This window comes from Actinokineospora bangkokensis, from assembly GCF_001940455.1.
Taxonomy (GTDB): domain Bacteria; phylum Actinomycetota; class Actinomycetes; order Mycobacteriales; family Pseudonocardiaceae; genus Actinokineospora; species Actinokineospora bangkokensis.
Map to the genome: position 1 here is coordinate 86,573 of NZ_MKQR01000026.1, position 21,607 is coordinate 108,179.

Annotated in this window: 18 protein-coding genes; 7 read left to right on the forward strand and 11 right to left on the reverse strand. The window is 75.7% G+C overall.

The genetic code is table 11. The features are described 5' to 3' along the window. The first annotated feature begins 129 nt into the window (after nt 1-129). Entirely contained in the window at nt 130-2,442 is a 2,313-nt protein-coding gene (locus tag BJP25_RS23015) for a hypothetical protein (protein ID WP_075977765.1), read from the forward strand. A gap of 27 nt (nt 2,443-2,469) precedes the next feature. On the opposite strand, the gene BJP25_RS23020 is transcribed toward BJP25_RS23015, so the two are convergent. From BJP25_RS23020 to BJP25_RS23055, 8 genes are all read right to left on the reverse strand, one after another. Continuing rightward, nucleotides 2,470-3,741 (reverse strand): glutamate mutase L, encoded by a 1,272-nt coding sequence (locus tag BJP25_RS23020; RefSeq protein ID WP_075977095.1) that lies wholly within the window; start codon nt 3,739-3,741, stop codon nt 2,470-2,472. A gap of 10 nt (nt 3,742-3,751) precedes the next feature. Continuing rightward, complete coding sequence (locus BJP25_RS23025) at nt 3,752-5,278, reverse strand: amino acid permease (protein ID WP_075977096.1); 1,527 nt, start codon at nt 5,276-5,278, stop codon at nt 3,752-3,754. Nucleotides 5,279-5,784: 506 nt separating this feature from the next. Continuing rightward, complete coding sequence (locus BJP25_RS23030) at nt 5,785-6,720, reverse strand: cation diffusion facilitator family transporter (protein ID WP_075977097.1); 936 nt, start codon at nt 6,718-6,720, stop codon at nt 5,785-5,787. Between the two features lie 168 nt (nt 6,721-6,888). Next, nucleotides 6,889-8,130, reverse strand: coding sequence for a mannose-6-phosphate isomerase, class I (gene manA, locus BJP25_RS23035; RefSeq protein ID WP_075977098.1), 1,242 nt, complete (start codon nt 8,128-8,130; stop codon nt 6,889-6,891). Between the two features lie 62 nt (nt 8,131-8,192). Further along, complete coding sequence (locus tag BJP25_RS23040; RefSeq protein WP_075977766.1) at nt 8,193-9,278, reverse strand: SIS domain-containing protein; 1,086 nt, start codon at nt 9,276-9,278, stop codon at nt 8,193-8,195. A 10-nt stretch (nt 9,279-9,288) separates the two neighbouring features. Next, nucleotides 9,289-9,486: a Trm112 family protein gene (locus tag BJP25_RS23045; RefSeq protein WP_075977099.1), complete on the reverse strand. Its 198-nt coding sequence runs from the start codon at nt 9,484-9,486 to the stop codon at nt 9,289-9,291. A 72-nt stretch (nt 9,487-9,558) separates the two neighbouring features. Further along, on the reverse strand, nt 9,559-10,911 hold the full coding sequence (locus BJP25_RS23050; protein ID WP_075977100.1) for a phosphomannomutase/phosphoglucomutase: 1,353 nt from the start codon (nt 10,909-10,911) through the stop codon (nt 9,559-9,561). Nucleotides 10,912-10,965: 54 nt separating this feature from the next. Then, a complete protein-coding gene (locus tag BJP25_RS23055) occupies nt 10,966-11,325 on the reverse strand; it encodes a DUF3499 domain-containing protein (RefSeq protein ID WP_198943589.1) in 360 nt (119 codons plus the stop codon). A 107-nt stretch (nt 11,326-11,432) separates the two neighbouring features. Here BJP25_RS23055 and BJP25_RS23060 point away from each other — a divergent pair, with 107 nt between their 5' ends. After that, on the forward strand, nt 11,433-11,900 hold the full coding sequence (locus tag BJP25_RS23060; RefSeq protein WP_075977102.1) for a metallopeptidase family protein: 468 nt from the start codon (nt 11,433-11,435) through the stop codon (nt 11,898-11,900). Between the two features lie 67 nt (nt 11,901-11,967). Here the strand turns inward: BJP25_RS23060 and BJP25_RS23065 are convergent, their stop codons facing one another. Together BJP25_RS23065 and BJP25_RS23070 are read right to left on the reverse strand one after the other, a co-directional pair. After that, nucleotides 11,968-15,375: a glycosyltransferase family 2 protein gene (locus BJP25_RS23065; protein WP_075977103.1), complete on the reverse strand. Its 3,408-nt coding sequence runs from the start codon at nt 15,373-15,375 to the stop codon at nt 11,968-11,970. Nucleotides 15,376-15,583: 208 nt separating this feature from the next. After that, complete coding sequence (locus BJP25_RS23070) at nt 15,584-15,898, reverse strand: WhiB family transcriptional regulator (RefSeq protein ID WP_075977767.1); 315 nt, start codon at nt 15,896-15,898, stop codon at nt 15,584-15,586. 276 nt (nt 15,899-16,174) lie between these two features. Here BJP25_RS23070 and BJP25_RS23075 point away from each other — a divergent pair, with 276 nt between their 5' ends. The 5 genes from BJP25_RS23075 to BJP25_RS23095 are packed head-to-tail and all read left to right on the forward strand — an operon-like array spanning nt 16,175 to nt 20,228. Then, nucleotides 16,175-16,969, forward strand: coding sequence for a site-2 protease family protein (locus tag BJP25_RS23075; RefSeq protein ID WP_075977104.1), 795 nt, complete (start codon nt 16,175-16,177; stop codon nt 16,967-16,969). Nucleotides 16,970-17,018: 49 nt separating this feature from the next. After that, on the forward strand, nt 17,019-18,014 hold the full coding sequence (cofD, locus tag BJP25_RS23080; RefSeq protein WP_075977105.1) for a 2-phospho-L-lactate transferase: 996 nt from the start codon (nt 17,019-17,021) through the stop codon (nt 18,012-18,014). Next, nucleotides 18,011-19,339 carry a coenzyme F420-0:L-glutamate ligase gene (locus tag BJP25_RS23085; protein WP_075977106.1) on the forward strand — a complete coding sequence of 443 codons (1,329 nt, stop codon included), beginning with the start codon at nt 18,011-18,013 and terminating at the stop codon, nt 19,337-19,339. The genes cofD and BJP25_RS23085 overlap by 4 nt, the downstream gene beginning before the upstream one ends. Further along, entirely contained in the window at nt 19,336-19,878 is a 543-nt protein-coding gene (locus tag BJP25_RS23090; RefSeq protein WP_075977107.1) for an NUDIX hydrolase, read from the forward strand. The genes BJP25_RS23085 and BJP25_RS23090 overlap by 4 nt, the downstream gene beginning before the upstream one ends. Next, the gene (locus tag BJP25_RS23095; RefSeq protein ID WP_075977108.1) at nt 19,875-20,228 is read left to right on the forward strand and encodes a GntR family transcriptional regulator; all 354 of its coding nucleotides are present in this window, start codon (nt 19,875-19,877) and stop codon (nt 20,226-20,228) included. The genes BJP25_RS23090 and BJP25_RS23095 overlap by 4 nt, the downstream gene beginning before the upstream one ends. A gap of 434 nt (nt 20,229-20,662) precedes the next feature. Here BJP25_RS23095 and BJP25_RS23100 read toward each other — a convergent pair whose 3' ends face one another. Then, nucleotides 20,663-21,562 carry a DNA-3-methyladenine glycosylase family protein gene (locus tag BJP25_RS23100; RefSeq protein WP_075977109.1) on the reverse strand — a complete coding sequence of 300 codons (900 nt, stop codon included), beginning with the start codon at nt 21,560-21,562 and terminating at the stop codon, nt 20,663-20,665. Nucleotides 21,563-21,607: the final 45 nt, after the last annotated feature.

Here is a 21,607-nt window from a genome sequence, read left to right on the forward strand (position 1 = left end):
GGTGAATCCTCCAGACTCAGTTTCCTGCCGAACACTACCGTTGAGCCCCTGACCGCGGATCGGCCGAAACGGGTGATGCGCCCCCGCGGGCGCGCCCCGCGCGGGCAGCCCGGCGACCTGGGGAGGAACGTGCTGCTCACCGGATCGGACACGCGCGTGGTGGAGCTGCGCGTGCACGGCATCATGGGCACCAGCGGGGAGGCCCTGGTCACCAGTGTCGCAGCCGTGGACGTGGCGGGTGACGGCGTGGGTCGGGTGGTGCGCCCGGCCGACCGGCTGCTGCGCCCCGCGCCCGGCCCGGTGCTGCGCGCGGAGGGCCGGTCGGTCCCCCGGGTGGTGGAGGGCTACGTCTGGGGCGCGATGACCTCCGGCGGCTGGGCCAAGGCGGCGTGGGCGCTGCTGTTCCCCTTCTCCCTGGCCAACATGGCGCACTGGATGCTGCCGCCGGTGCCCGCCGGGCACCGGGCGGGCCGGGTGCTCGCGGTGGTCAACCGTTCACTCGTCCGGGTGGCGGCGCTGCTGCTGACCGCACTCCTGGTGGCGCAGGTGGCGGTGGTCACCGTCGACCTGCTCGCCACGCAGTGCCTGGCGCCGGGTGTGGAGTGCCTCACATGGCTGCCGGACACCGCCCGCACCGCCTACCCCGTGCGGCAGGTGGTGGGGCTGCTGCCGGTGCTGCTCGTCGTCCTCGTCCTGCACCGCATCTCGCGCGACCACTGGCGCGCGTCGGCGAACCCGCCACCGGCGTCGGCCGACCTGCCCGGACGGGGTTTGGTCGCGGACCCGGACACGCCCGCCCTGCGCGCCCTGCACCTGGTGGCCGCGCTGGCGGGCGTCGCGCTGCTGGTCCTGGGTGGACCGCTGCGCGTGCCCGACGACGCCGCGCACCGGGTGCTGTGGGGTGTGGCGGTCGCGCTGCTCGGGCTGTCGGTTCTCGGCGTGCTGCTGCTCGACGACCCGCGCGGGTACCGGGGCAGCGCCCCGTCGCGGGCGCTGCGGGTGGTGCTGGGCGACGTCCCCCGGCGCGCGCTGCTGGCGGTGGCGGTGCTGGAGGTCGTCGTGGCGGGGGCGGTGCTCGACCCGGTCCCGGCGGTCTCCACCGGCACCAGCCCGACGGTGGACCTGCTCGCGGCCGCGCTGGTGGCCGTGGCCGTCCTGCTGGGCCTGCTGCTCGTCCCCGCCGCGCTCATCGCCCGCCCGACGTGGGCCGACCAGCCCAAGGAGCTGCGCCCGTGGGCGGGGGGCTGGATGGCCGCACCCGCCCTGGCGTTCGGCGCGCTGCTCGGCGGCGGGTTCGGCGCGGGGCTGGCGATCGCGGTGGGGCGGGTGATCGGCACCGGCACCCGGCTGCCGGAGGGCTACGAACCGGTCACCCTGCTGTGGGGCGTCGGCGCGGCCGTGGCGGCGGTGGTGTCCGTGCCGCTGCTCGTCGTCGCCGTGGTCCGGCTCGTGCGCGGGACCGGCTACCCGGAGGCGGCCCTGCTGCACTCCGAGCGCGCGGCCGACGCGGCGGCGGCCACCCAGGCCTGGCGGGTGGCGGGGTGGCAGCGGCGCAACCTGCACCGCGTGGTGCTGGGCGCGTCGCTGGTGCTGTCGCTGGGGTTGGCGGGCGGGACCGCCCTGCGGGTCACCGGGTACGTGCCGACGGCGTGGACGGCGCCGCTGTCGGCGCTGGGCGTGCTGTCGCTGGGGGCGCTGGCGGGGGCGCTGCTCAAGGCCGTCCACGACGCCGCGCGGCGACCGGAGTCGGGCAGGCGGCTGGGGGCGCTGGCCGACCTGGCCTCGTTCTGGCCGCGCGAGGCCCACCCGGCAGTGCCGCCGTGCTACGCGCTCAAGGTCGTCCCCGAGCTGGCCGCGCGCGCCGCGGAGCACCTGAAGGACCCGTCGACGCGCGTGGTGCTGACCGGGCACAGCCAGGGGAGCCTGCTCGTGGCCGTGGCGGCGGCGCGGCTGCTGGGCAACCTCGAACCGCAGGCCGCCGAGCGCCTGGGCATCGTGACGGCCGGGTCGCAGTTGCAGTGGGCCTACCCCAGGGCGTTCCCCGCGGTGGTGCCGCACCGCTCGCTGGCGGCGCTGTCGGGCAGGCTGGGCGGCCGGTGGCGCGCGCTGTGCCGGGGGACGGACCCGATCGGCGGCGCGGTCACCACCTGGTCCCGCCAGGTGTGCGACGGCAAGCTGCTGGGGACGGGCTACCGCGCGGACGGCACGGAGGGCCCGCTGGCGGCGGCGCTGGAGGGGCCGCACGGGGCGCTGGTGCTCGGCGGCGACCACTTCCTGCCCGACCCGATGCACGGACCGGTGTCGGGGCGGCGGTGGGTGCCGGGGACGCTGGGGCACGGCGACTACCAGGCCGACCCGGAGTGGGACCGGGCCGTGGCGATGGCCGCCGGGCTCGACCCCGCCGACCCGGGGTCCGCCTGGCCCCCTCGCCGCCCGGGCTGACGCACCCCCACCGCGCCAACGGATCTGTCACGCCAGCAAGCGACCCACCAGCGCGGTGGCGGCTTCCGCGTGCCCCGCTTCGACCAACAACCCTGCGGGCGCCAGGACGTACTCGCGGTCAACCGTCACCACCGCGCTCCGCAGGTGCGCGCGCAGGGCCGGATCTGCCCGCAACTCCTGCTCCACCACCGCCACCGACGCCGCGTGCCGGAAAACCCCGCCGGACAACACCAGCGCCCCGATCGACCGCGGCCCGAAGTTCCCCGACACGGCGGCCACGTGCCTGCGCAGCGCCGCACGCGCTGCCAGGCAAGCGATCCGCATGTCCACAGCGGACTCCTCGGGACCCTGCGGCACCCAGTCCACTTCGGCCGCCCGCGCCGCGGCGGCCTCGGCGAGGCCCGCGACGTCCGCGGTCAGCTTCTCCGCCACCGCGGCCTCGACGACCCCGGGCGCGGACCAGCGCATGCCGAGGTCGCCCTCGACGGTCCGCCGGTCCTGGGGCAGCGCAACGGCCCCGCGCGGCGCGTCCGCCACCGACACCGCCGAGTAGACGTCCGTGGTGGCGCCGCCGACATCGACCACCACGACGCTGCCGGTGTCCTCGCCGTTGTGGTTGGCCAGCAGGGAGACCCCGGACAGCACGGCGTCCGGGGTCACCGTGCGCACCAGGCGCTTGAGCCGGGGGGAGCGGGAGAGGGACTTGCCGCCGATGACGTGGGTCAGGAACGCCTCGCGGATGGCGGCGCGGGCGGGCCCGGGGTCGAGCTCACCGATGTCGGGCAGGACGTTGGCGGTCGCGGTGACCTTGCGCCCGTGCAGCAGGCGCAACGCCTCGGGCCGGGCGGCGGCGTTGCCCGCCAGCACGACGGGGATGGTGGTGCGGGCGGCGGCGAGTTTGCCGGCGTTGTGCAGCAGGGTGCGCTGGTCGCCGCCGTCGGTGCCGCCCACCAGCAGCACCAGGTCCGGGGTGGCGGCGCGCAAGGACCGCACGCCCGCGGTGTCGAGCAGGCCGTCGGAGACGTGGACGACCTTGGCGCCCGCGGACAGCGCGACCCGGTGCCCCGCCTCCGCCGACACCAGCCGCTCCTGGCCGACGACCGCGAGGCGCAGGCCGCCCCCCGCCGACGAGCAGGCCAGGGCCGGTGCCGCCCCCAGCCGCTCGGCCAAGGCGTCGACACCGCGCAGCACCTCCGGGATGGTGGTGGGGTGCTGCGCGGTGCCGAGCAGGTCGCCCGAGTCCGCGACCAGGGCCGCCTTCGTCCAGGTCGACCCGATGTCGAGGCAGAGCAGGGGCACGGGCCGGATGCTACTTGTCCGCGGTGTCGCGCGAACCCTTCGCCAGGATCGAGTGGCGGCGGCTGTAGGCGAAGTAGACCACCACGCCCAGCACCATCCACACGGCGAAGCGCAGCCAGGTCAGCACCGTCAGGTTCAGCATCAGCCACAGGCAGGCGATGATCGCCAGGACCGGCACCACCGGGACACCCGGGGCGCGGAAGGCGCGCGGCAGGTCCGGGCGGGTGCGGCGCAGCACGATCACGCCCGCCGAGACCAGGATGAACGCGAACAGCGTGCCGACGTTGACCATCTCCTCCAGCTTGTCCGCCGGGAAGAACGTCGCCGCCACCGCGATCAGCAGCGCCACCACCAGGGTCGCCCGGGTGGGGATGCCCTTCTCCCCGGTGGCCGCGAGCTGCTTGGGCAGCAGGCCGTCGCGCGACATCGCGAAGATGATCCGGACCTGGCCGAGCATCAGCACCATCACCACGGTCGTCAGGCCCGCCAGCGCGCCGATCGAGGTCACCTGCGCGGCCCAGTCGACGCCGTTGGCCGAGAACGCGGTGGCCAGGGTGGCGCTGCTCTTGGAGCCGTCCGGGTTCACCTTCGTCGACAGCTCGGTGTAGTTGACCATGCCCACCACGACCAGCGACACCGCCACGTACAGCACGGTGACGATCGACAGCGAGGCGATGATGCCGCGCGGCACCGACCGCTGCGGGTTCTTCGTCTCCTCGGCGGTGGTGGCCACGATGTCGAAGCCGATGAACGCGAAGAAGACCAGCGACGCGCCCGCCAGCAGCCCGAACACGCCGAACGCGCTGCCCTCGCTGCCGGACAGGAACGACAGCAGCGACTGGTCGACCCCGCTCTCCCCCACCGGCGACTCCCCCGCGGGCGGGATGAACGGGGTGTAGTTGGCGGCCTTGACGTAGAACAGGCCCGCCACGATCACGAACAGCACGATCGCGACCTTGATCCCGGTGATCACCATGCTCACCCGGGACGAGAGCTTCGTGCCCACCGCCAGCAGCACGGCCAGCACCGCCACCAGCAGCAGCGCGCCCCAGTCCGCCTGGGCGAACCCGAGGTCGAACGTGGTGGCCTTGGTGGTGCCCGGGTCGAAGCCGAACACGTAGCCCAGCACCGTGTTGAGGTAGGTCGACCAGCCCTTGGACACCGCGGCCGCGCCCACCGCCAGCTCCAGGATCAGGTCCCACCCGATGATCCAGGCGACGAACTCGCCGAAGGTGGCGAAGGAGAATGTGTACGCCGACCCGGCCACCGGGACGGTGGAGGCGAACTCGGCGTAGCACAGCGCCGCCAGCGCGCAGGCCACCGCCGCGATGACGAACGCGATCGCCACCGACGGCCCGGAGAAGTCACCGGCGGTGCGGGCGGTCAGGGTGAAGATCCCCGCCCCGATCACCACCGCGACCCCGAAGACCGTGAGGTCCCAGGTGGACAGGTTGCGCCGCAGCTTCGAGCCCGGCTCGTCGGTGTCGGCGATGGACTGCTCGATGGACTTCGTGCGCCACAGGGAACCACCCGGCACGGTCCACCTCCCCTCGACTGGTCTGCGCAGAGCCAGGTGAGGCTACCGCCGCCGCACCTGCTCCGCTGAAGTTGCAGGTGGGGGTGGTTTCGGCTGGGGTTCGGGGGGTGGGTGGGTGGCCCGGCGGGGTGGTGCGGCTTGGCTTCGTCGCGGGTTCGGGGGTTGCGTTGCGGGCCCGGTTGGGTGGATCCGCTTGGCCGGGGCCCCTACGGCGATCATGTGCTGCGGGCGAGGAAAAGGCGGGCTGAAAAGACGCCCGCCCGTCCCGTTTGGGTAGCACATGATCGTCACCCCCGACCAAGCGAATCCACCCAACCGGGCAGTGCCCGCTGTCCGGCTCGGCTTGTGGGGGTGGGCGCCTTGGTGCCTTCTCGTGCGACCACGGCCCAGGCTGGCGCGGGGGTAACCCGGGCAAGGGGACCCCTGTTTTCAACGTTACCGGCGCGGGGCGACGGAACTCGACCCACGCGAAGGGGCTGTGGACAACTCGGGACCGGGGGTGGGGATCAGGTGCGGGAGGGGTCGGTCTGCTGGGTGGTGCGGTAGAGGTCGGGCTCCAGGTAGATGAGCCGGGCGGAGGGGACGGCGGCGCGGACGCGGGCCTCGGCGTCGTCGATGGCCTGGGCCACGTCTTCGAGGGGGAGGCCGGGGCGCAGGGCGATCTTGGCGGCGACCAGGAGCTCCTCGGGGCCGATGTACTGGGTGCGCAGGTGGATGATGCGCTCGACCTTGCCGGTGGCCAGCTCGTCCTCGATGGCGGCGAGTTCGCGGGTGGTGGCGCCCTCGCCGATGAGCAGGGACTTCATCTCGACGATGAGGATGACCGCGATGATGCCCAGCAGCACGCCGATGGCGATGGTGCCGATGCCGTCCCAGACCGGGTCGCCGGTGGCCAGCGAGAGGCCGACGCCGCCGAGGGCGAGGACGAGGCCGAGCAGGGCGCCGGTGTCCTCCAGCAGCACCACGGGCAGCTCGGGGGTGCGGGACTGGCGGATGAAGCCCCACCAGCTCACGTCGCCCTTGATCTTGCGGGACTCGGCCATGGCGGTGGCGAAGGAGTAGCCCTCCAGGCCGATGGCCACCACCAGGATCACCACGGCGACGATCGGGGAGGTCAGCTCCTCGGGGTGGCTGACCTTGTGGATGCCCTCGTACAGGGCGAAGGCCGAGCCCAGGGTGAACAGCATCAGGGCCACGATGAACGAGTAGAAGTACCGGTCGCGGCCGTAGCCGAAGGGGTGCTCCTTGTCCGCCGCGCGCCGGGAGGTCTTCTGGCCGAGCAGCAGCAGGCCCTGGTTGGAGGTGTCGGCGACCGAGTGGACGGACTCGGCGAGCATGGACGACGACCCCGTCACCAGGAAGCCGACGAACTTGGCCACCGCGATGCCCGCGTTGGCGCCTAGCGCGGCGAGGATCGCCTTGGTGCTGCCCCCTGCTGACACGGTGGCTCCCTGTGCTCGGTGTCCGATTCCCGGGTGGAGGCTAGGCCATGTTTGGCGATTCCCGCCGCCCGCCCCCTCGTCCCACCCGGCATCGTCCCCGACCCCCGGCGCGGCCGCCGGACGGGGTGCCGGGCGCGTCGGCCCAGCACCACCCCGGCGGGCCGCCGGTCACCGCTCGTCGTGCCTGCCCGCGGCACCGCCCACGGTGGCCTGGAACAGCTCCCCGCCGTCTGCCCCGGTGGGCAGCGCGGTGAGGCCGGGGTCGGCGGCGGGCACCCACGCGGAGCGGCCGGGGCCGAGCACCAGCTCGCGGTCGCCGCCGCGGACGGTCACCGAGCCGCCCGCGCAGAGCAGGATGCGGGGGCGGCCGCCGGGCAGCTCGACCGCGTCGCGCTCGCCCGCCGACCAGGAGACCCGGGACAGCTCGAACTCCGGGGCGGGGGTGCGGTAGACGCGGACCCGCCCGACCAGCTCGCCGGTGGTGACCGGCATGTCCCCGCAGCCGAAGTCGACCACCCGCAGCAGCTCGGGCACGTCGACGTGCTTGGGGGTCAGCCCGCCGCGCAGCACGTTGTCGGAGTTGGCCAGCACCTCCACGCCGGTGCCGCGCAGGTAGGCGTGCAGGTTGCCCGCGGACAGGAAGATCGCCTCGCCGGGCTGGAGCACGACGCGGTTCATCAGCAGCGCGGCGAGCACGCCTGCGTCGCCGGGGTAGCTCTCCCCCAGCTCCAGCACGGTGCGGCACTCGCGGGTGAACTCGCCGCGCTCCTTGACGTGGCGCACGCACGCGTCGATCAGGTCCGGCAGCAGCCCCTCCAGCGCCTGCTGCGGCAGCGTGATCCACATGGTGAACAGCGCGCGCAGGCCCGCCGAGTCCGGCTGGCCCGCGAGCAGGTCGGTGTAGGCGGCCAGGCCGGGGGTGCGCACCGCCTCCAGCAGGGCCAGGGTGCGGACCGGGTCGCGGAAGCCCGCGAGCGCGTGGAACTCGGTGAGCGCGCACAGCAGCTCGGGCTTGGGCGTGGGGTCCGGGTAGTTGCGGTTCGGGGCGTCGCGCGGGATGCCCGCGGCCTCCTCGCGGCGCCAGCCCTCGGCGGCCTGCTCCGCCGACGGGTGCGCCTGGATGCTCAGCGGCTCCTCGGCGGCGAGCACCTTGAGCAGGAACGGCAGCCGGTTGCCCCAGCGGGCCGCGGTCCGCCCGCCCAGCTCGCGCTCGGGGTCGGCCTCGATGCGGGCCAGCAGCGACTGCTCGGCGCCCGCGTCGTCGAGCACCCGGGACGGGTCGCCGGGGTGCGCGCCCATCCACAGCTCCGCCTCCGGGTGCGGCGCCGGGGACGGCTCGCCCAGCAGCTCGGCGAGCGCGGTGCGCGACCCCCAGGCGTACGGGCGCACCGCGTTGCGCAGCAGCTCCATGGACCTTCAACTCCTCGTGGTTCGCGCGCGGCGGCGCGCGTGCGGCGACCCTGGGGCCTGTCCTAGGCCGTGGCGGGCGCGTACCGCCCCGACCCACCCGTGGTACCCGCCGCGAGGCCCAGGTACAGCGCCGCCAGGTCGAACCGGAGCGCCAGCACCGCGGCCCTGGTCACCTCGTCGGCGGTCAGCTCCTCGGCCGGGTCGACCAGGTCGGCCCCGGGCAGCCGGTCGGCGGCCAGCCTGCGCAGCGGGTCGCCGGGCTCGGAGCGCACGGCGAGCAGCAGCACCCTGGGCGGGGCGGCGGACGGGGCGTCGAGGTCGTCGGGGTCGGCGAAGATGTCGCTGGCCGACCCGGCCCGCACCGCGGCCCGGTGCAGGGCGGGCCTGCTCAGCGCCTGCTGGTAGTCGGCGACGTCGCACACCAGGTCGGTGAAGGTGCCCAGCGCCTGCGCGGCGCGGGCGGCGACCGCGGTGGCCACCGGGTCCAGGCCCCACAGCAGCGGGGTGCGCTCGGCCAGGCGCAGCGCGAGCGCCTTGGCCGGGTTGACGAACGACTCGTGGTCGGGGTGCGCGCGCTCGGCCTCGCGGTCGAGCTCGTCGGCCAGCACCTCCGGGTCGACGCGCAGCAGCCCGAGGGTGGACAGCGCGAGCAGGCCCGCGGTGAGCGCGGTGGGGAAGGTGAACCCGGGCGGCACGGGCAGCCGGGGCACGACCAGGACCGCTCCGCCGGACGCGGCGGCGGCCACCGGGCCCTCCGGCGGGGCGGTGAGCACCACGGCGCTGCCCCGGCGGACGGCGCGGTCGACGCCCGCGGCGAGCACGTGGTCGCCGGGGTCGTCGGTGTGCCCGACCACGACGTCGAGCGGGCCGACCCAGGTGGGCACCTCGTCGGCGCGCACCACCGGCACCGGGCAGCCGGGGCCGAGCAGGGCGGCCAGCACCCCGGGCGCGGCCTGGGCGGCGCCGGGGCGGGTGAGCAGGACCAGCGCCCGCGGGCGCAGCCCCTCCAGGCGGTCCAGCCCGGCCTCGCGGGCGGCCTCGGCGGTGGCCCGCACCTGCGCGCCCGCCCCGGCGGCCGCGCGCAGCAGGCCGTCGGGGTCGGCGTCGGCGAGCCTGCGGGCGTCGTCGAGCAGGGTGTCGTCGGGCAGCGAGGTCACGTCAGCCCGCCGCGGGTCCGGTGGCCTCGTCGAGCAGCAGCACCGGCACGCCGTCCTCGACCCGGAACACCCGCCCGCACTCGGTGCAGGTGAGCGCGTCGGCCTCGGGGTCGTCGGGGGTGCCGGTGCGCAGCGGGGCGTGGTCCTCGGACGGGCAGGCGAGGACGTCGAGCAGCTTCGGGTCCAGCGTCACGGCCATCGTGGGGTCCTCCTGGGGCACGGAGCGCGGGGGTCGGGGGGTTCGGCCGCGCGCGGGGTCGGCTGCGGCGGGTCAGGCCCGCACGACCGCCAGCACCTCGTCGCGCAGGGCGGCCACGGCGTCGGCGTCGGCGGCCTCGACGTTGAGCCGCAGCAGCGGCTCGGTGTTGGAGGCGCGCAGGTTGAACCAGGCGCCGCCGGGCAGCTGCACGGTGAGCCCGTCCAGCTCGTCGAGCTCGACGCCCTCGCGGCCGCCGAACTCCTGCTTGATCGCCGCGAGCCGCCCGGCCTGGTCCTCGACCGTGGAGTTGATCTCCCCGGAGGCGGCGTAGCGGTTGTACCCGCTGGTCAGCTCCGACAGCGGGCCGTCCTGCTCGCCGAGGGCGGCGAGCACGTGCATGGAGGCCAGCATGCCGGTGTCGGCGCGCCAGAAGTCGCGGAAGTAGTAGTGCGCGGAGTGCTCGCCGCCGAAGATCGCGCCGGTGGTGGCCATCTCCTGCTTGATGAACGAGTGGCCGACGCGGGTGCGCACCGGGGTGCCGCCGTGCTCGCGGACGATCTCCGGGACCGCGTGCGAGGTGATCAGGTTGTGGATCACCGTGCCGCCCGGGTCCTTGGCCAGCTCGCGCACCGCGACCAGGGCGGTGATGGCCGAGGGCGAGACCGGGTCGCCGTTCTCGTCGACGACGAAGCAGCGGTCGGCGTCGCCGTCGAAGGCGATGCCGATGTCGGCGCCCACCTCGCGCACCTTGGCCTGCAGGTCGACGATGTTCTTCGGGTCGAGCGGGTTGGCCTCGTGGTTGGGGAAGTTGCCGTCCAGCTCGAAGTACATCGGGGTGACCGCCAGCGGCAGGCCGTCGAAGACCACCGGGACGGTGTGCCCGCCCATGCCGTTGCCCGCGTCCACCACGACCTTGAGCGGGCGGATGCCGGACAGGTCGACCAGGGTGCGCAGGTGCGCGGCGTAGCCCTTGAGCAGGTCGCGGTCCTCCACCCGGCCGGGCTCGCCGGTGTGCTGGACCGCGGTGCCCGCCTCGACCTCGGCGCGCACGGTGTCCAGGCCGGTGTCCTGGCCGACCGGGGCGGCGCCCGCGCGGCAGAGCTTGATGCCGTTGTACTTGGCCGGGTTGTGGCTGGCGGTGAACATGGCGCCGGGCAGGTCGAGGCTGCCGGAGGCGAAGTAGAGCATGTCCGTGCTGGCCAGGCCGATGTTGACCACGTCGACGCCCTCGGCGTTGACGCCCTCGGCGAAGGCGGCGGCCAGGCCGGGCGAGGAGTCGCGCATGTCGTGGCCGATGACCACCGCGGGGCCCCCGACGAGCCGGGCGAACGCGGCGCCGACGGCGCGCACCAGGTCGGCATCGATCTGCTCGCCCACGACGCCGCGGACGTCGTAGGCCTTGAACACGCCGGACAGGTCGCGCACTGGCTCTCCCAGGGTCGGTGGTGGTGCTCCCGACCGGCAGCCTACCGGCGGTGGTCAGTCGTTGACGGGGTCGGGCAGCACCCGCAGGTGGCCGCGCCGCCCCGGCCCGCTGGTGGGCTCCGGCGGCTCCACCTGCCGGTCCACCCGGCCCGCCTCGCGCACGGCCTCGGCCAGCGCGGTCAGGTCGTCGACGGAGGGCTCGGGCAGCGCGAACGACCCGTCGTGGCGCACCACCTCCCACCCGCGGGGGACGGTCAGCCGCAGCGCGTGCTCCTCGCACAGGTCGTAGCTGTGCGGTTCGGAGTAGGTGGCCAGCGGCCCGACGACGGCGGTGGACTCGGAGTAGGCGTAGGTCAGCGTGGCGACGGCCGGGTTCAGACACCCGGTTCGCGAACACCGACGCACGCTCCGCACAAGCGGAGACGATAGCGCCTCGCACCAGCCCCGCACCGCAAGTGCACCCGCGACACGCCCCGGAGCGCCCAACCGGCCCATCCCCCACCCGCGTAACCTGGACGACCGTGGTCACAGCCCGGGGTTCGCGGCCCCGCAGCAAGCGCAGCAGGGACCGGCACGGCCGAGGCCTGCGCGGTCCGCTGTACCCCTCCACCCTGCCCGCTGCCAGCACCCGGGCCGAGAAGTTCGACGCGCTCGTGCTCGACGCGCTTGAACCCATCGAGGCCCGCTGGCGCACCGAGCTGACCAAGCTCGACGTGGCCGTCGACGACGTGCCGGAGGTGCCCGCCTCGGGGGCGCCGACGCCGGAGGGCGTGCTGGCCGACAGCGGGGTTCCGCTGGCGCAGCTGGTGGCCGCCGGGGTGGACCGGCGGGGGCAGCCGACCCGGGCGCGGATCGTGCTCTACCGGCGGCCGCTGGAGGCCCGCGCCAAGGACAACGCCGACCTGGCGGACCTCGTGCACGACGTCCTGGTGGAGCAGGTGGCGACCTACCTGGGACTGGACCCCGGCGTGATCGACGGGGAGAGCTGAAAGCCGGGTCCCGGCAGCGGGACAGCTTCCTCGCCCCCTTTCCCGCTGTGGGCGGGGAGCGGCGCGATCAGTCCTCCGAGCGGCGGCCGGGGATCGAGGTCAGCAGGGCGAAGAGGACCACCGCGCCCTCGACCAGCAGCAGGACGCCCCGCAGCGCCGTGGGCTGCTCCACCCGCACCTCGGCCGCCCTGGTGGGCACGGCGACGGCGACTTGGCCGGTCCACGCGCGGCTCACGCCCACCGGCTTGCCGTCCACGGTCGCGCTCCAACCGGGCTCTTCCTCCGCCGCCACAACCAGCAGCCGCCCCGCAGCGCCGTCGGACACCCGCACCGCCACGGACGGGGGTGTGGCGTCGACCGGCACCACGCCGTCGTTCGACTGCTCGGTGGGGAGTGGCGCGCCGCTCAGCGCTTGCTGGGCCAGGTCCGGGGAAAGCAGGTAAGCCGTTCCGCCGGGGGCCAGGACCCGGAAGACCCGCCTGCCGTCCGTCGTCGGCGGGGCGTCGGTGAGCAGCGGGCCCGCCCGGTCGCGCAGTTGGGCCGCGGTGGCGGCGTCCGGTGCCACGACGAACAGCACACCGGAGGCCGCCGCTTGGGCGACCGCGGTGCGGACCGCGTCGACGTCGTCGGAGCGGAGGGTGCGGTCGAGGGTCGCGAGGCGGGGGCCTGCGGACGGCGCGGGGGCCAGGTCGTCGTCGCCGTAGCGGGGTAGGCGGCCTGCGGTCTGGCGGACCGGGGCGCCGTCGTGGGACATCGTCAGCACCGACCGGCGGGTGGTCGTCAACTCCTGCACCAGGGTCGTCGCCAGGGAGGGGCCGCCGTCGTCGCGCAGGGGCCCCCTCGCGGCCAGGACCGGCCCCAGGGCCAAGGCCACCAGCGCGAGCACGCCCGCCGCCGCGGCCACCCGGACGACCACCGGGCCGGAGGGCACGCGGAGCCCCTGGCGGCCGGTGCGCAGGGCACCCGCCAGCACCCACAGCAGGCCCCAGCCGACCACCAGCAGGGGGGCGCCCTCCCACCCGTGCGACGGCGCGTCTCCGCCGAGGGGGGTCGCGGGCACGAGCCGGACGAACACGACGGCGGCGACGCCCACCAGGGCGAAGCCGAGGCCGGGGAGCAGGCCGCGCACCGGGCGGACGGCGATGGCCAGGACCACCGCGAGCAGCACCACCAGGCCCACCACCGGCCAGGCGCCGGGGCCGCCCGCGGTCAGCGAGAGCAGGTCCGCGACCGACGCCGCCGGGGCGTCCAGGCGGGCGCCGACGCCGTGCAGGACGACTCCCGGGTGCTGGATCACCACCGCGGGCCAGGGCAGCAGGATCGCCAGGGGCATCAGCACCAGCAGGAACAGCGCCGCCCCGCGCCTGCGGCCCGCGCCGGGCACGAGGACGAAGCCCGCGAGGGCGGCCACGACCAGCACCAGATGGGTCAGCGGGGAGAACGCCCCGATGACGGCCAGCCCGAAGGCCGTGCCCGCCGTGGTCGACAGCCACGCCGTCGGGGCGGCACCGGTGCGCCCGCGCACGAGCAGGGCGGTGGTGCCCGCGACCACCACCGGCAGCAGCACGTGCACGACCACCACGTCGAGCCTGCCCTGGGCGACGGCGGCGGCGGCCGGGGGCAGCAGCGCCCAGGCCGCGGCGAGCAGTGCGCGCACCCACCGGCGGACGGGGGCGCGGCGGGTGGCCAGGTAGGCGCTCAGGCCCGCGAGGGGGATGTCCGCGAGCAGCAGCAGCGCCACCGCGGCCTGGGTGCCGCCGAAGGGGGCGAGGACGGCGCCGAGGGTGCCCAGCACGGCCAGCGCGGCCGGGGCCGGGGCGGCGGTGCCGCCCGCGACGCCGTGCCAGGTGCTGACGTACTCCGCCCAGGTCTGGCCGACGTCGCCGACGGGCAGCAGCCTGCCGCCCGCGAGGTCGAGGCCCAGGCGCCCGTGGTTGACCACGACGGCCAGCACGGCCAGCCCGATGACCAGCAGCAGCGGCGGGGCCAGCAGCACCTGCCGCAGGACCCGGCCCCGGTCGACCGACACCAGGACGAGGTCGGGGGCGGGCGCCGGGCCGCTGCCGTCGCGCGGCACCGGGGACGGGCGCGGGGTCGGCGAGGGCCGCGGCGCGTCCGCGTCCACCTCGTCGGCGCGCGGGGCGGGCAGCGGGACGGCGATGGCGGAGGCGGGCCTGCGCAGCCCGGCCGAGCGGCGCGGCCTGCCGCCCGCGCCCGCGGGCAGGGCGTCCGGCCCGGCGGGCGGCCGGGGCGGCTCGACCTCGGCCGGGGCGAGCCACACCGCGCCGGGGTCGTAGTCGCTGGGCAGCCTGCCCAGCGCCGCGTCGGCCTCCACCCGCCTGCGCACCAGGGCCGACACCGCGGCCCTGGCGGTGTTGCGCAGCCGGGTGAACCGGCTGGTGAACAGCCCGCGCACGCTGCTCCCGCCGCCCGACGCGGCCCGCTGGGCGCGGGCCGCACGCAGGTCGGCGTGGCCGCCGAGCAGGTAGCCCAGCGCGGTCAGCTCGGCGCGGGCGTCGGCGCCCCGGCGCTGCATCGCGAAGCCGAGCGCGCGCAGCAGGCACAGCACGGCCAGCCGGGGCACGCCCAGCAGGAACGACGCCGTGGAGCAGTTGACCAGGAACGTGCGCAGGCCGTGCCCGCGGTCCACCGCGCGCACCGAGGCGCCCAGGGCCCCCGGGCGGGCGTCGAGGCCGCGGTGGCCCGACCCGATGGCGCGGGCGTGCCGGGCCCGGGCGGCGGGCACGCACAGCACGACCCGGCCGGAGCGGTTGACCCGCCAGCCGAAGTCGACGTCGTCGCGCAGCAGGGTCAGCGCGCGGTCGAACCCGCCCAGCTCCGCCCAGGCCGAGCGGCGCACCAGCATCCCGGCCGACGACACCGCCAGCACCTCGGTGGCCTGGTCGAACCCGCCCGCCGAGCCGCGGGCGCGGCCCAACCGGTCCCAGTCCAGCTCGGACGGCCCGATGCCGGTCTGCCGGTGCCCGGAGGCGTCGGTGGACAGCCCGGCCTCGACGACCAGCCGCGGGTCGTGCCAGTCCACGGCCAGCGGGCCGAGCACCGCCGCCGACGGCGAGAGCTCGGCGGCCAGCAGCAGCGTGGCCAGGCAGTCGGGGTCGGGGGCGCAGTCGTCGTGCAGCAGCCAGACCCAGGCGCCCGGGTCGCCCCAGCGCTCGACGGCGTGGTCGACCGCGGCGTGCACCGCGGCGCCGAAACCGGTGGCGCGGTCGAGGGTGAGCACCCCGTCGAGCACCCGGTCCTCGCCCTCGGCGGCCTCGGCCAGCATCCGCGCGGTGCCGTCGGTGGACCCGGTGTCGACCGCGAGCACGTGCCGGGGCCGGGGGGTGGAGTGCCGCAGCGCGGACAGCGCGACGCGCAGCCACTCGGCGCCGTCGTGGCAGACCAGCACGGCCAGCACCGGCTCGGTGCGCACCGCCGGAGTGCCGCCCGTCGTCGGGCGCGACCGCGCGGGCATGGGCGCGCACACCTCCACTCGCGGATCGCTGCCGGGACGGCCACACCGTATGTGCCCGCACCGGCCCGCCGCCGGTGGACCTGCGGCGCGCCGGGGTGATCGTCCACCAGCTGAGACCCCGCCGTGACCTCGCGCGCCGGACCGCGGCGCGCGCGCCGTCACGATCGGGTGGAATCCCCCACGACGGGGTGAGAACGCCCGTGCGGCGTCAGCCCGCGCGCTTCTTCAGCTTGCGGCGCTCGCGCTCGGACAGCCCGCCCCAGATGCCGAAGCGCTCGTCGTGGGCCAGCGCGTACTCCAGGCACTCGGCGCGCACCTCGCAGCCGAGGCAGATCCGCTTGGCCTCGCGCGTGGAGCCGCCCTTCTCCGGGAAGAAGGCCTCGGGGTCGGTCTGCGCGCACAGGGCGCGCTCCTGCCACTCCTGCTCGTCGGCGTCGTCGAAGAAGCCGGCGAGCACCCCGAGCTCCTCGGCAGGCGCCTCACCCCACTCCACAACGCGCCCCCCGTCCGTCGATCCCTGCATGCCCTCGCCCGCCTCCTGGCCTCGCCCGCCGCCGGGCCGCGCCGCCACGCGCACTCCCGCGCGGTGCGTCCGCCGTCCGGCTGGCGGATGCCATGCGCCGTCCCCGTGGCGAATGACATCGATGTGATTACACCCGTGTCAGACCGGCGGGTCAAGCGCGGGCCCCGGCCGGGTGATGTTGTATGAGCAGCCAGTACACGATCGTGTACCAGCAGGAACGTGGGAGGTTCACCGGCCGCGTGGCGGGTAAACCGCGAAGATTGACACACTGGGGGTGTGCAGAGATCAGCGGTCCGCCCCTCCCCCATTTTCCTCGGCCTGCTCGCGCTCACGGTCGGCGCGGGGTTCCTGGCCGCGCTCGGCGGTGAGACCGCCGCGCGGGCGGGGGTGTTCCTGCTGGTGCTCGGCGGCTGGGCGGTGTCGCTGTGCCTGCACGAGTTCGGGCACGCCCTGGTCGCCTACCGCGGCGGCGACTGGTCGGTGCAGTCCAAGGGCTACCTGACGCTGAACCCGGCCCGCTACACCGACCCGGTGCTCAGCCTGCTGCTGCCGATCCTGTTCCTGGCCATCGGCGGCATCCCCCTGCCCGGCGGCGCGGTGTGGATCAACCACGGGTCGCTGCGCTCGCGCGGCATCGAGTCGTGGGTGTCGCTGGCCGGGCCGCTGACGAACCTGGTCATCGGCATCGTGCTGGCGGTGGTGGTGGGCACCGCGGGCCCGTCCGACGCGGCGATGGTCACCGACTACTTCACCGGCGACACCACCGCGAACGCGCTGTGGGCCGGGCTGGCGTTCCTGGCGCTGCTCCAGCTCTCGGCGTTCATCCTCAACATCCTGCCGGTCCCCGGCCTGGACGGCTGGGGCGCGATCCAGCCGTTCCTGTCCTACGAGGCGCGGGCGTTCGGCGCCAAGGCCCGCCAGTGGGCGCCGCTGATCCTGTTCGCCGTGCTCATCGGCGTGCCGGGGGCCAGCGGGGTGTTCTGGGACGTCGTGGAGTCGCTGTTCGGCGCGGTCGGCGGCAACGAGGTGGCCGCGGCGATCGGCAACGAGCTGTTCTTCTTCTGGCGGTAGCCGCCCTCGCACGACCGGGGTTCGCCCGGTCGTGCGAGGATCGCCCACCGTGAAGGTTGTCGCACTGGTCGGGGGCGTCGGTGGCGCCCGTTTCCTGCTCGGCGTCAAGCACCTGCTCGGCCTGCCGCCCACGGGCGCGGGGGAGTCCGGTCACGAGGTCACCGCGGTGGTGAACACCGCCGACGACATCTGGCTGCACGGGCTGCGCATCTGCCCGGACCTGGACACGTGCATGTACACCCTCGGCGGGGGCATCGACCTGGCCCGGGGCTGGGGGCGCACGGACGAGAGCTGGGTGGTCAAGGAGGAGCTGGCCGCCTACGGCACCGACGCCGAGTGGTTCGGCCTCGGCGACAAGGACATCGCCACCCACCTCGTGCGCACCCGGATGATGCGCGCGGGCTACGAGCTGTCGGACATCACCGCGGCGCTCTGCGCGCGCTGGCAGCCGGGCGTGCGCCTGCTGCCGATGACCGACGACCGCGTGGAGACCCACGTGGTGATCGACGAGCCCGGCACCGGCGACCGCAAGGCCGTGCACTTCCAGGAGTGGTGGATCCGCTACCGCGCCGAGCCGCGCGCCCAGTCGATCGTCCCCGTCGGCGCCGACGAGGCCACCCCCGGCCCCGGCGTCCTGGAGGCCATCGCCGAGGCCGACGTGGTCCTGGTCGCCCCCTCCAACCCGGTGGTCAGCATCGGCTCCATCCTGGCCGTCCCCGGCCTGCGCAAGGCCCTGCGCACCACCGCGGCCCCCGTCGTCGGCATCTCCCCGATCATCGACGACAAGCCCGTCCGCGGCATGGCCGACGCCTGCCTGGCCGCCATCGGCCTGGAGACCTCCGCCCAGGCCGTCGCCCGCCACTACGGCTCCCGCGCCCTGTCCGAGAAGGGCATCCTCGACGCCTTCCTCGTCCACACCGGCGACACCGCCGACGCCGAGGGCGTCGCCATCCGCGCCGTCCCCCTGCTCATGTCCGATGTGGACGCCACCGCCGCGATCGCCCGCGCCGCCCTCGACCTCGGCGGTGTGGAGCTCCCGGCGTGAGCGGGCACGCCGCCGCGGCCGGGCTCCAGGTGCTGCCGGTGCCCGGCCTGCCGGAGTTCCGCCCCGGCGACGACCTGGCGGGCGCGCTGGCGGCGGCCGCGCCGTGGCTGCTCGACGGCGACGTCGTCGTGGTCACCTCCAAGGTGCTCTCCAAGGTGGAGGGGCGGCTGGTGCGGGTGCCCGCCGACCCGGTGGAGCGCGACGCGGCCCGGCGGCGGCTGGTCGAGCAGGAGGCGGAGTCGGTCATCGCCCGGGTGGGCCGGACGCTGATCACGGTCAACAAGCTGGGCATCGTGCAGGCGGCCTCGGGCGTCGACGCCTCGAACGTGGCGGGCGACGAGGTGGCGCTGCTGCCGGTGGACCCGGACGGCTCGGCCGGGCGGCTGCGGGCGCGGCTGCGCGAGCTGCTGGGCGTCGAGGTGGCCGTGGTCGTCACCGACACCATGGGCCGCGCCTGGCGGGTGGGCCAGACCGACGCGGCGATCGGCGCCGCCGGGCTGGCCGTGCTGCACGGGTACGCGGGCGAGGTCGACGCGCAGGGCAACGAGCTGGTGGTCACCTCCGTCGCCGTGGCCGACGAGGTCGCCGCGGCGGCGGACCTGGTCAAGGGCAAGCTCGGCGGCACCCCGGTCGCGGTGGTGCGTGGCCTGGACCCGCGCGACGACGGGTCGAGCGCCCGGGACCTGCTGCGCACCGAGGGCGACCTGTTCCGGCTGGGGACGGACTTCGCGGTCGAGCAGGGGCGGCGGGAGGCGGTGCTGCTGCGGCGGTCGGTGCGGGAGTTCACCGAGGAGGCGGTGGACCCCGAGGTGCTGCGGGCGGCCGTGGCGGCGGCGTTGACCGCGCCCGCGCCGCACCACACGCGGCCGGTGCGGTTCGTGCGCGTGCGGGGGAAGCGGGCGGAGCTGTTGGCGGCCATGCGGGAGCGGTGGGTGGCCGACCTGCGGGGGGACGGGTGGTCGGAGGAGCGGATCGCGCGGCGGGTGGCGCGGGGGGACCTGCTGCACCGCGCGCCCGAGGTGGTGCTGCCGTTCCTGGTGCGGGAGGGGGCGCACGAGTACCCGGACGCGCGGCGGGGTGAGGCGGAGCGGGTGATGTTCACCGTGGCAGGTGGGGCGGCGGTGCAGGGGTTGCTGGTGGCGCTGGCCGCGCACGGGCTGGGGTCGTGCTGGGTAAGCTCGACGATCTTCTGCGCGGACGTCGTGCGCGGGGTGCTCGGGCTGCCCGAGCGGTGGGAGCCCCTGGGCGCGGTGGCGGTCGGCCACCCGGTCGAGCCGCTGGGTCCGCGCGCGCCGAGGACCGACGAGGGGCTGCTGGAGCTGTGAGCGCGCTGCACGAGGACACCGTGGCCACCCTGACCGCCTGGCGGCCCGCCGACCGGGGGCAGGAGGCGCTGCGGCAGGCGTTCCTCGGCTTCCTGGCCGCCCGCGGCGACGCCTGCGAGCGGGCCTGCGCCGCCGGGCACATCACCGCCTCGGCGCTGCTGTTCGACCACACCGGGTCGTCGGTGCTGCTGACCCTGCACCCCCGGGTGGGCCGGTGGTTGCAGCTCGGCGGCCACTGCGAACCGGAGGACGCCTCGCTCGCGGGCGCCGCCCTGCGCGAGGCGACCGAGGAGTCGGGCATCGCGGGCCTGCGCATCGACCCGACCCCCGTCCACGTCGACGTGCACCCGATCACCTGCTCCCTGGGCGTGCCCACCCGCCACTTCGACGTCCGCTTCGCCGTCCACGCGCCGGAGAACGCCCTCGCCGTCCGCAGCGACGAGTCCCTGGACCTGCGCTGGTGGCCCCTGGACGCCCTGCCCCCGGACCCCGACCGCGCCGCGGGCATCAGCGCCATGCTCGCCGCCACCCGCCCGTGATCCCCCTCGACCCGACCGCGGCCACCCCGCCCTACGAACAGGTCCGCGCGGGCCTGGCCGCCCGCATCACCTCAGGGGAGCTCGCCGTCGGCACCAAGCTCCCCACCGTCCGCGCCCTGGCCGCCGACCTCGGCCTGGCCACCAACACCGTCGCCCGCGCCTACCGCGAACTCGAATCAGCGGGCCTGCTCGAAACCCGGGGCCGCGCAGGCACCTACGTCAGCGCAGACGGCGACGACGTCCTCACCAAGGCCCGCGAGGCCGCCGACCGCTACGCCACCGAGGTCCGCGCCCTGGGCCTGTCCCCCACCCTGGCCCTGGACATCGCCAAAGCCGCCCTGGACCACTGACCCCCGCCACAGGTCCCTCGAAGCCGAAGGCAAGCCCCCCTGGTCAGCAAAGCCGTCGTTCGCCCCCACCCCCCGCAAACCACGGTGCCCAGCCCCACCAACCCCCCAGCACCCCATGCCCCGTGGCAAAGCCCATCCCTAAAAGCCATCGTTTGGCCAACGCAACCCCCACCCCGCAAACCACGGTGCCCAGCCCCCACAACAGGCCGCACCCCCACCGAAGCTCAGCTGAGCAAAAGGTCATGGGCTTTGCTCAGACCCCCGGCCTGACCCAGTCCTGGCCGCTTGTAGCTCGGTGGAGGCGGTGTCAAGGGTGGGCGAAGCCCATCGCGAAGCGACGCCCGCAGGGCGCCCTTGACTCCGCCTCCACCGAGTTGCACACTCGCGGCCCCCGAGGACAGGCCCCCACCACGCCAAGAGTCCCCGCCCACACGTCAGATCGCGCGAAAGTCCTTGGGGGACAACCGAGGCCCGTACCGCGGTTTCCCCAACCCCGCCGCCTCCACGTACCGCACGGCCCGCTGCCGCTGCCCCGCGTACGGCGCCAGCACCTCCAACATCCCCCGGTCGTCCAACCGCTTGCCCACCAGCGCGTACCCCACCACGTGCGGGATGTGGAAGTCGCCCACGCTCACCGCGTCCGGGTCCCCCCACGCCCGCTGGGCCACCTCCGCCGCCGTCCACACCCCGATGCCCGGCACCCGCCGCAGCAGCAGCCTGCCCTCCACCCCGCGCAGCTCCACCGCCCGCTCCAGCCGCCCGGCCACCTGCGCGGCGGCGATCAGCGCGCGCCGCCGGGCGCCGTCGAGACCGGCCTTGTGCCACTGCCAGTCCGCGATCCCCAGCACGGCCTCCGGCGTCGGCGGGGCGTGCAGGTCGCCGTGGACGGGGGTGCCGAAGCGGCGGGCGAGGGCGGCCCAGGTGCGGTGCGCCTCGGTGCCGGTGACCTTCTGCTCCAGGATCGCCGCCAGCAGCACGTCCCACACCCGGCCGGTGGCGCCCAGGCGCAGGCCGGGCTTGCGGCGGCGGACCTCGGCGACGACGGGGTGGTGGGCGGTGAAGCCGGTGTCGTCGTCGTGCGCGCCGAGCAGGCCGGGGGCCGAGTCGAGCAGGTGGTCGGCGCCCGCGCCCCAGGCGGTCGCCTCGACCCGGCCCGCGCGCACGGCCAGGTGCAGGCTGCCCGGCCCCGCGGGGGTGTTGGCGGCCAACCAGGCGCCGTCGGCGGCCAGGCGCAGCGCCGGGTCGCCGGGGCCGCGGCGCAGCGGGCGCAGCACGGCCTGGACGTCCAGCGGGTGGGCCGGGGTCCAGGTGCGGGTGGGGGCGGCGACGGTCATCACGGCGACCGTACCCGCCGGTTGGCTACAGTGGCTCATCCGCCG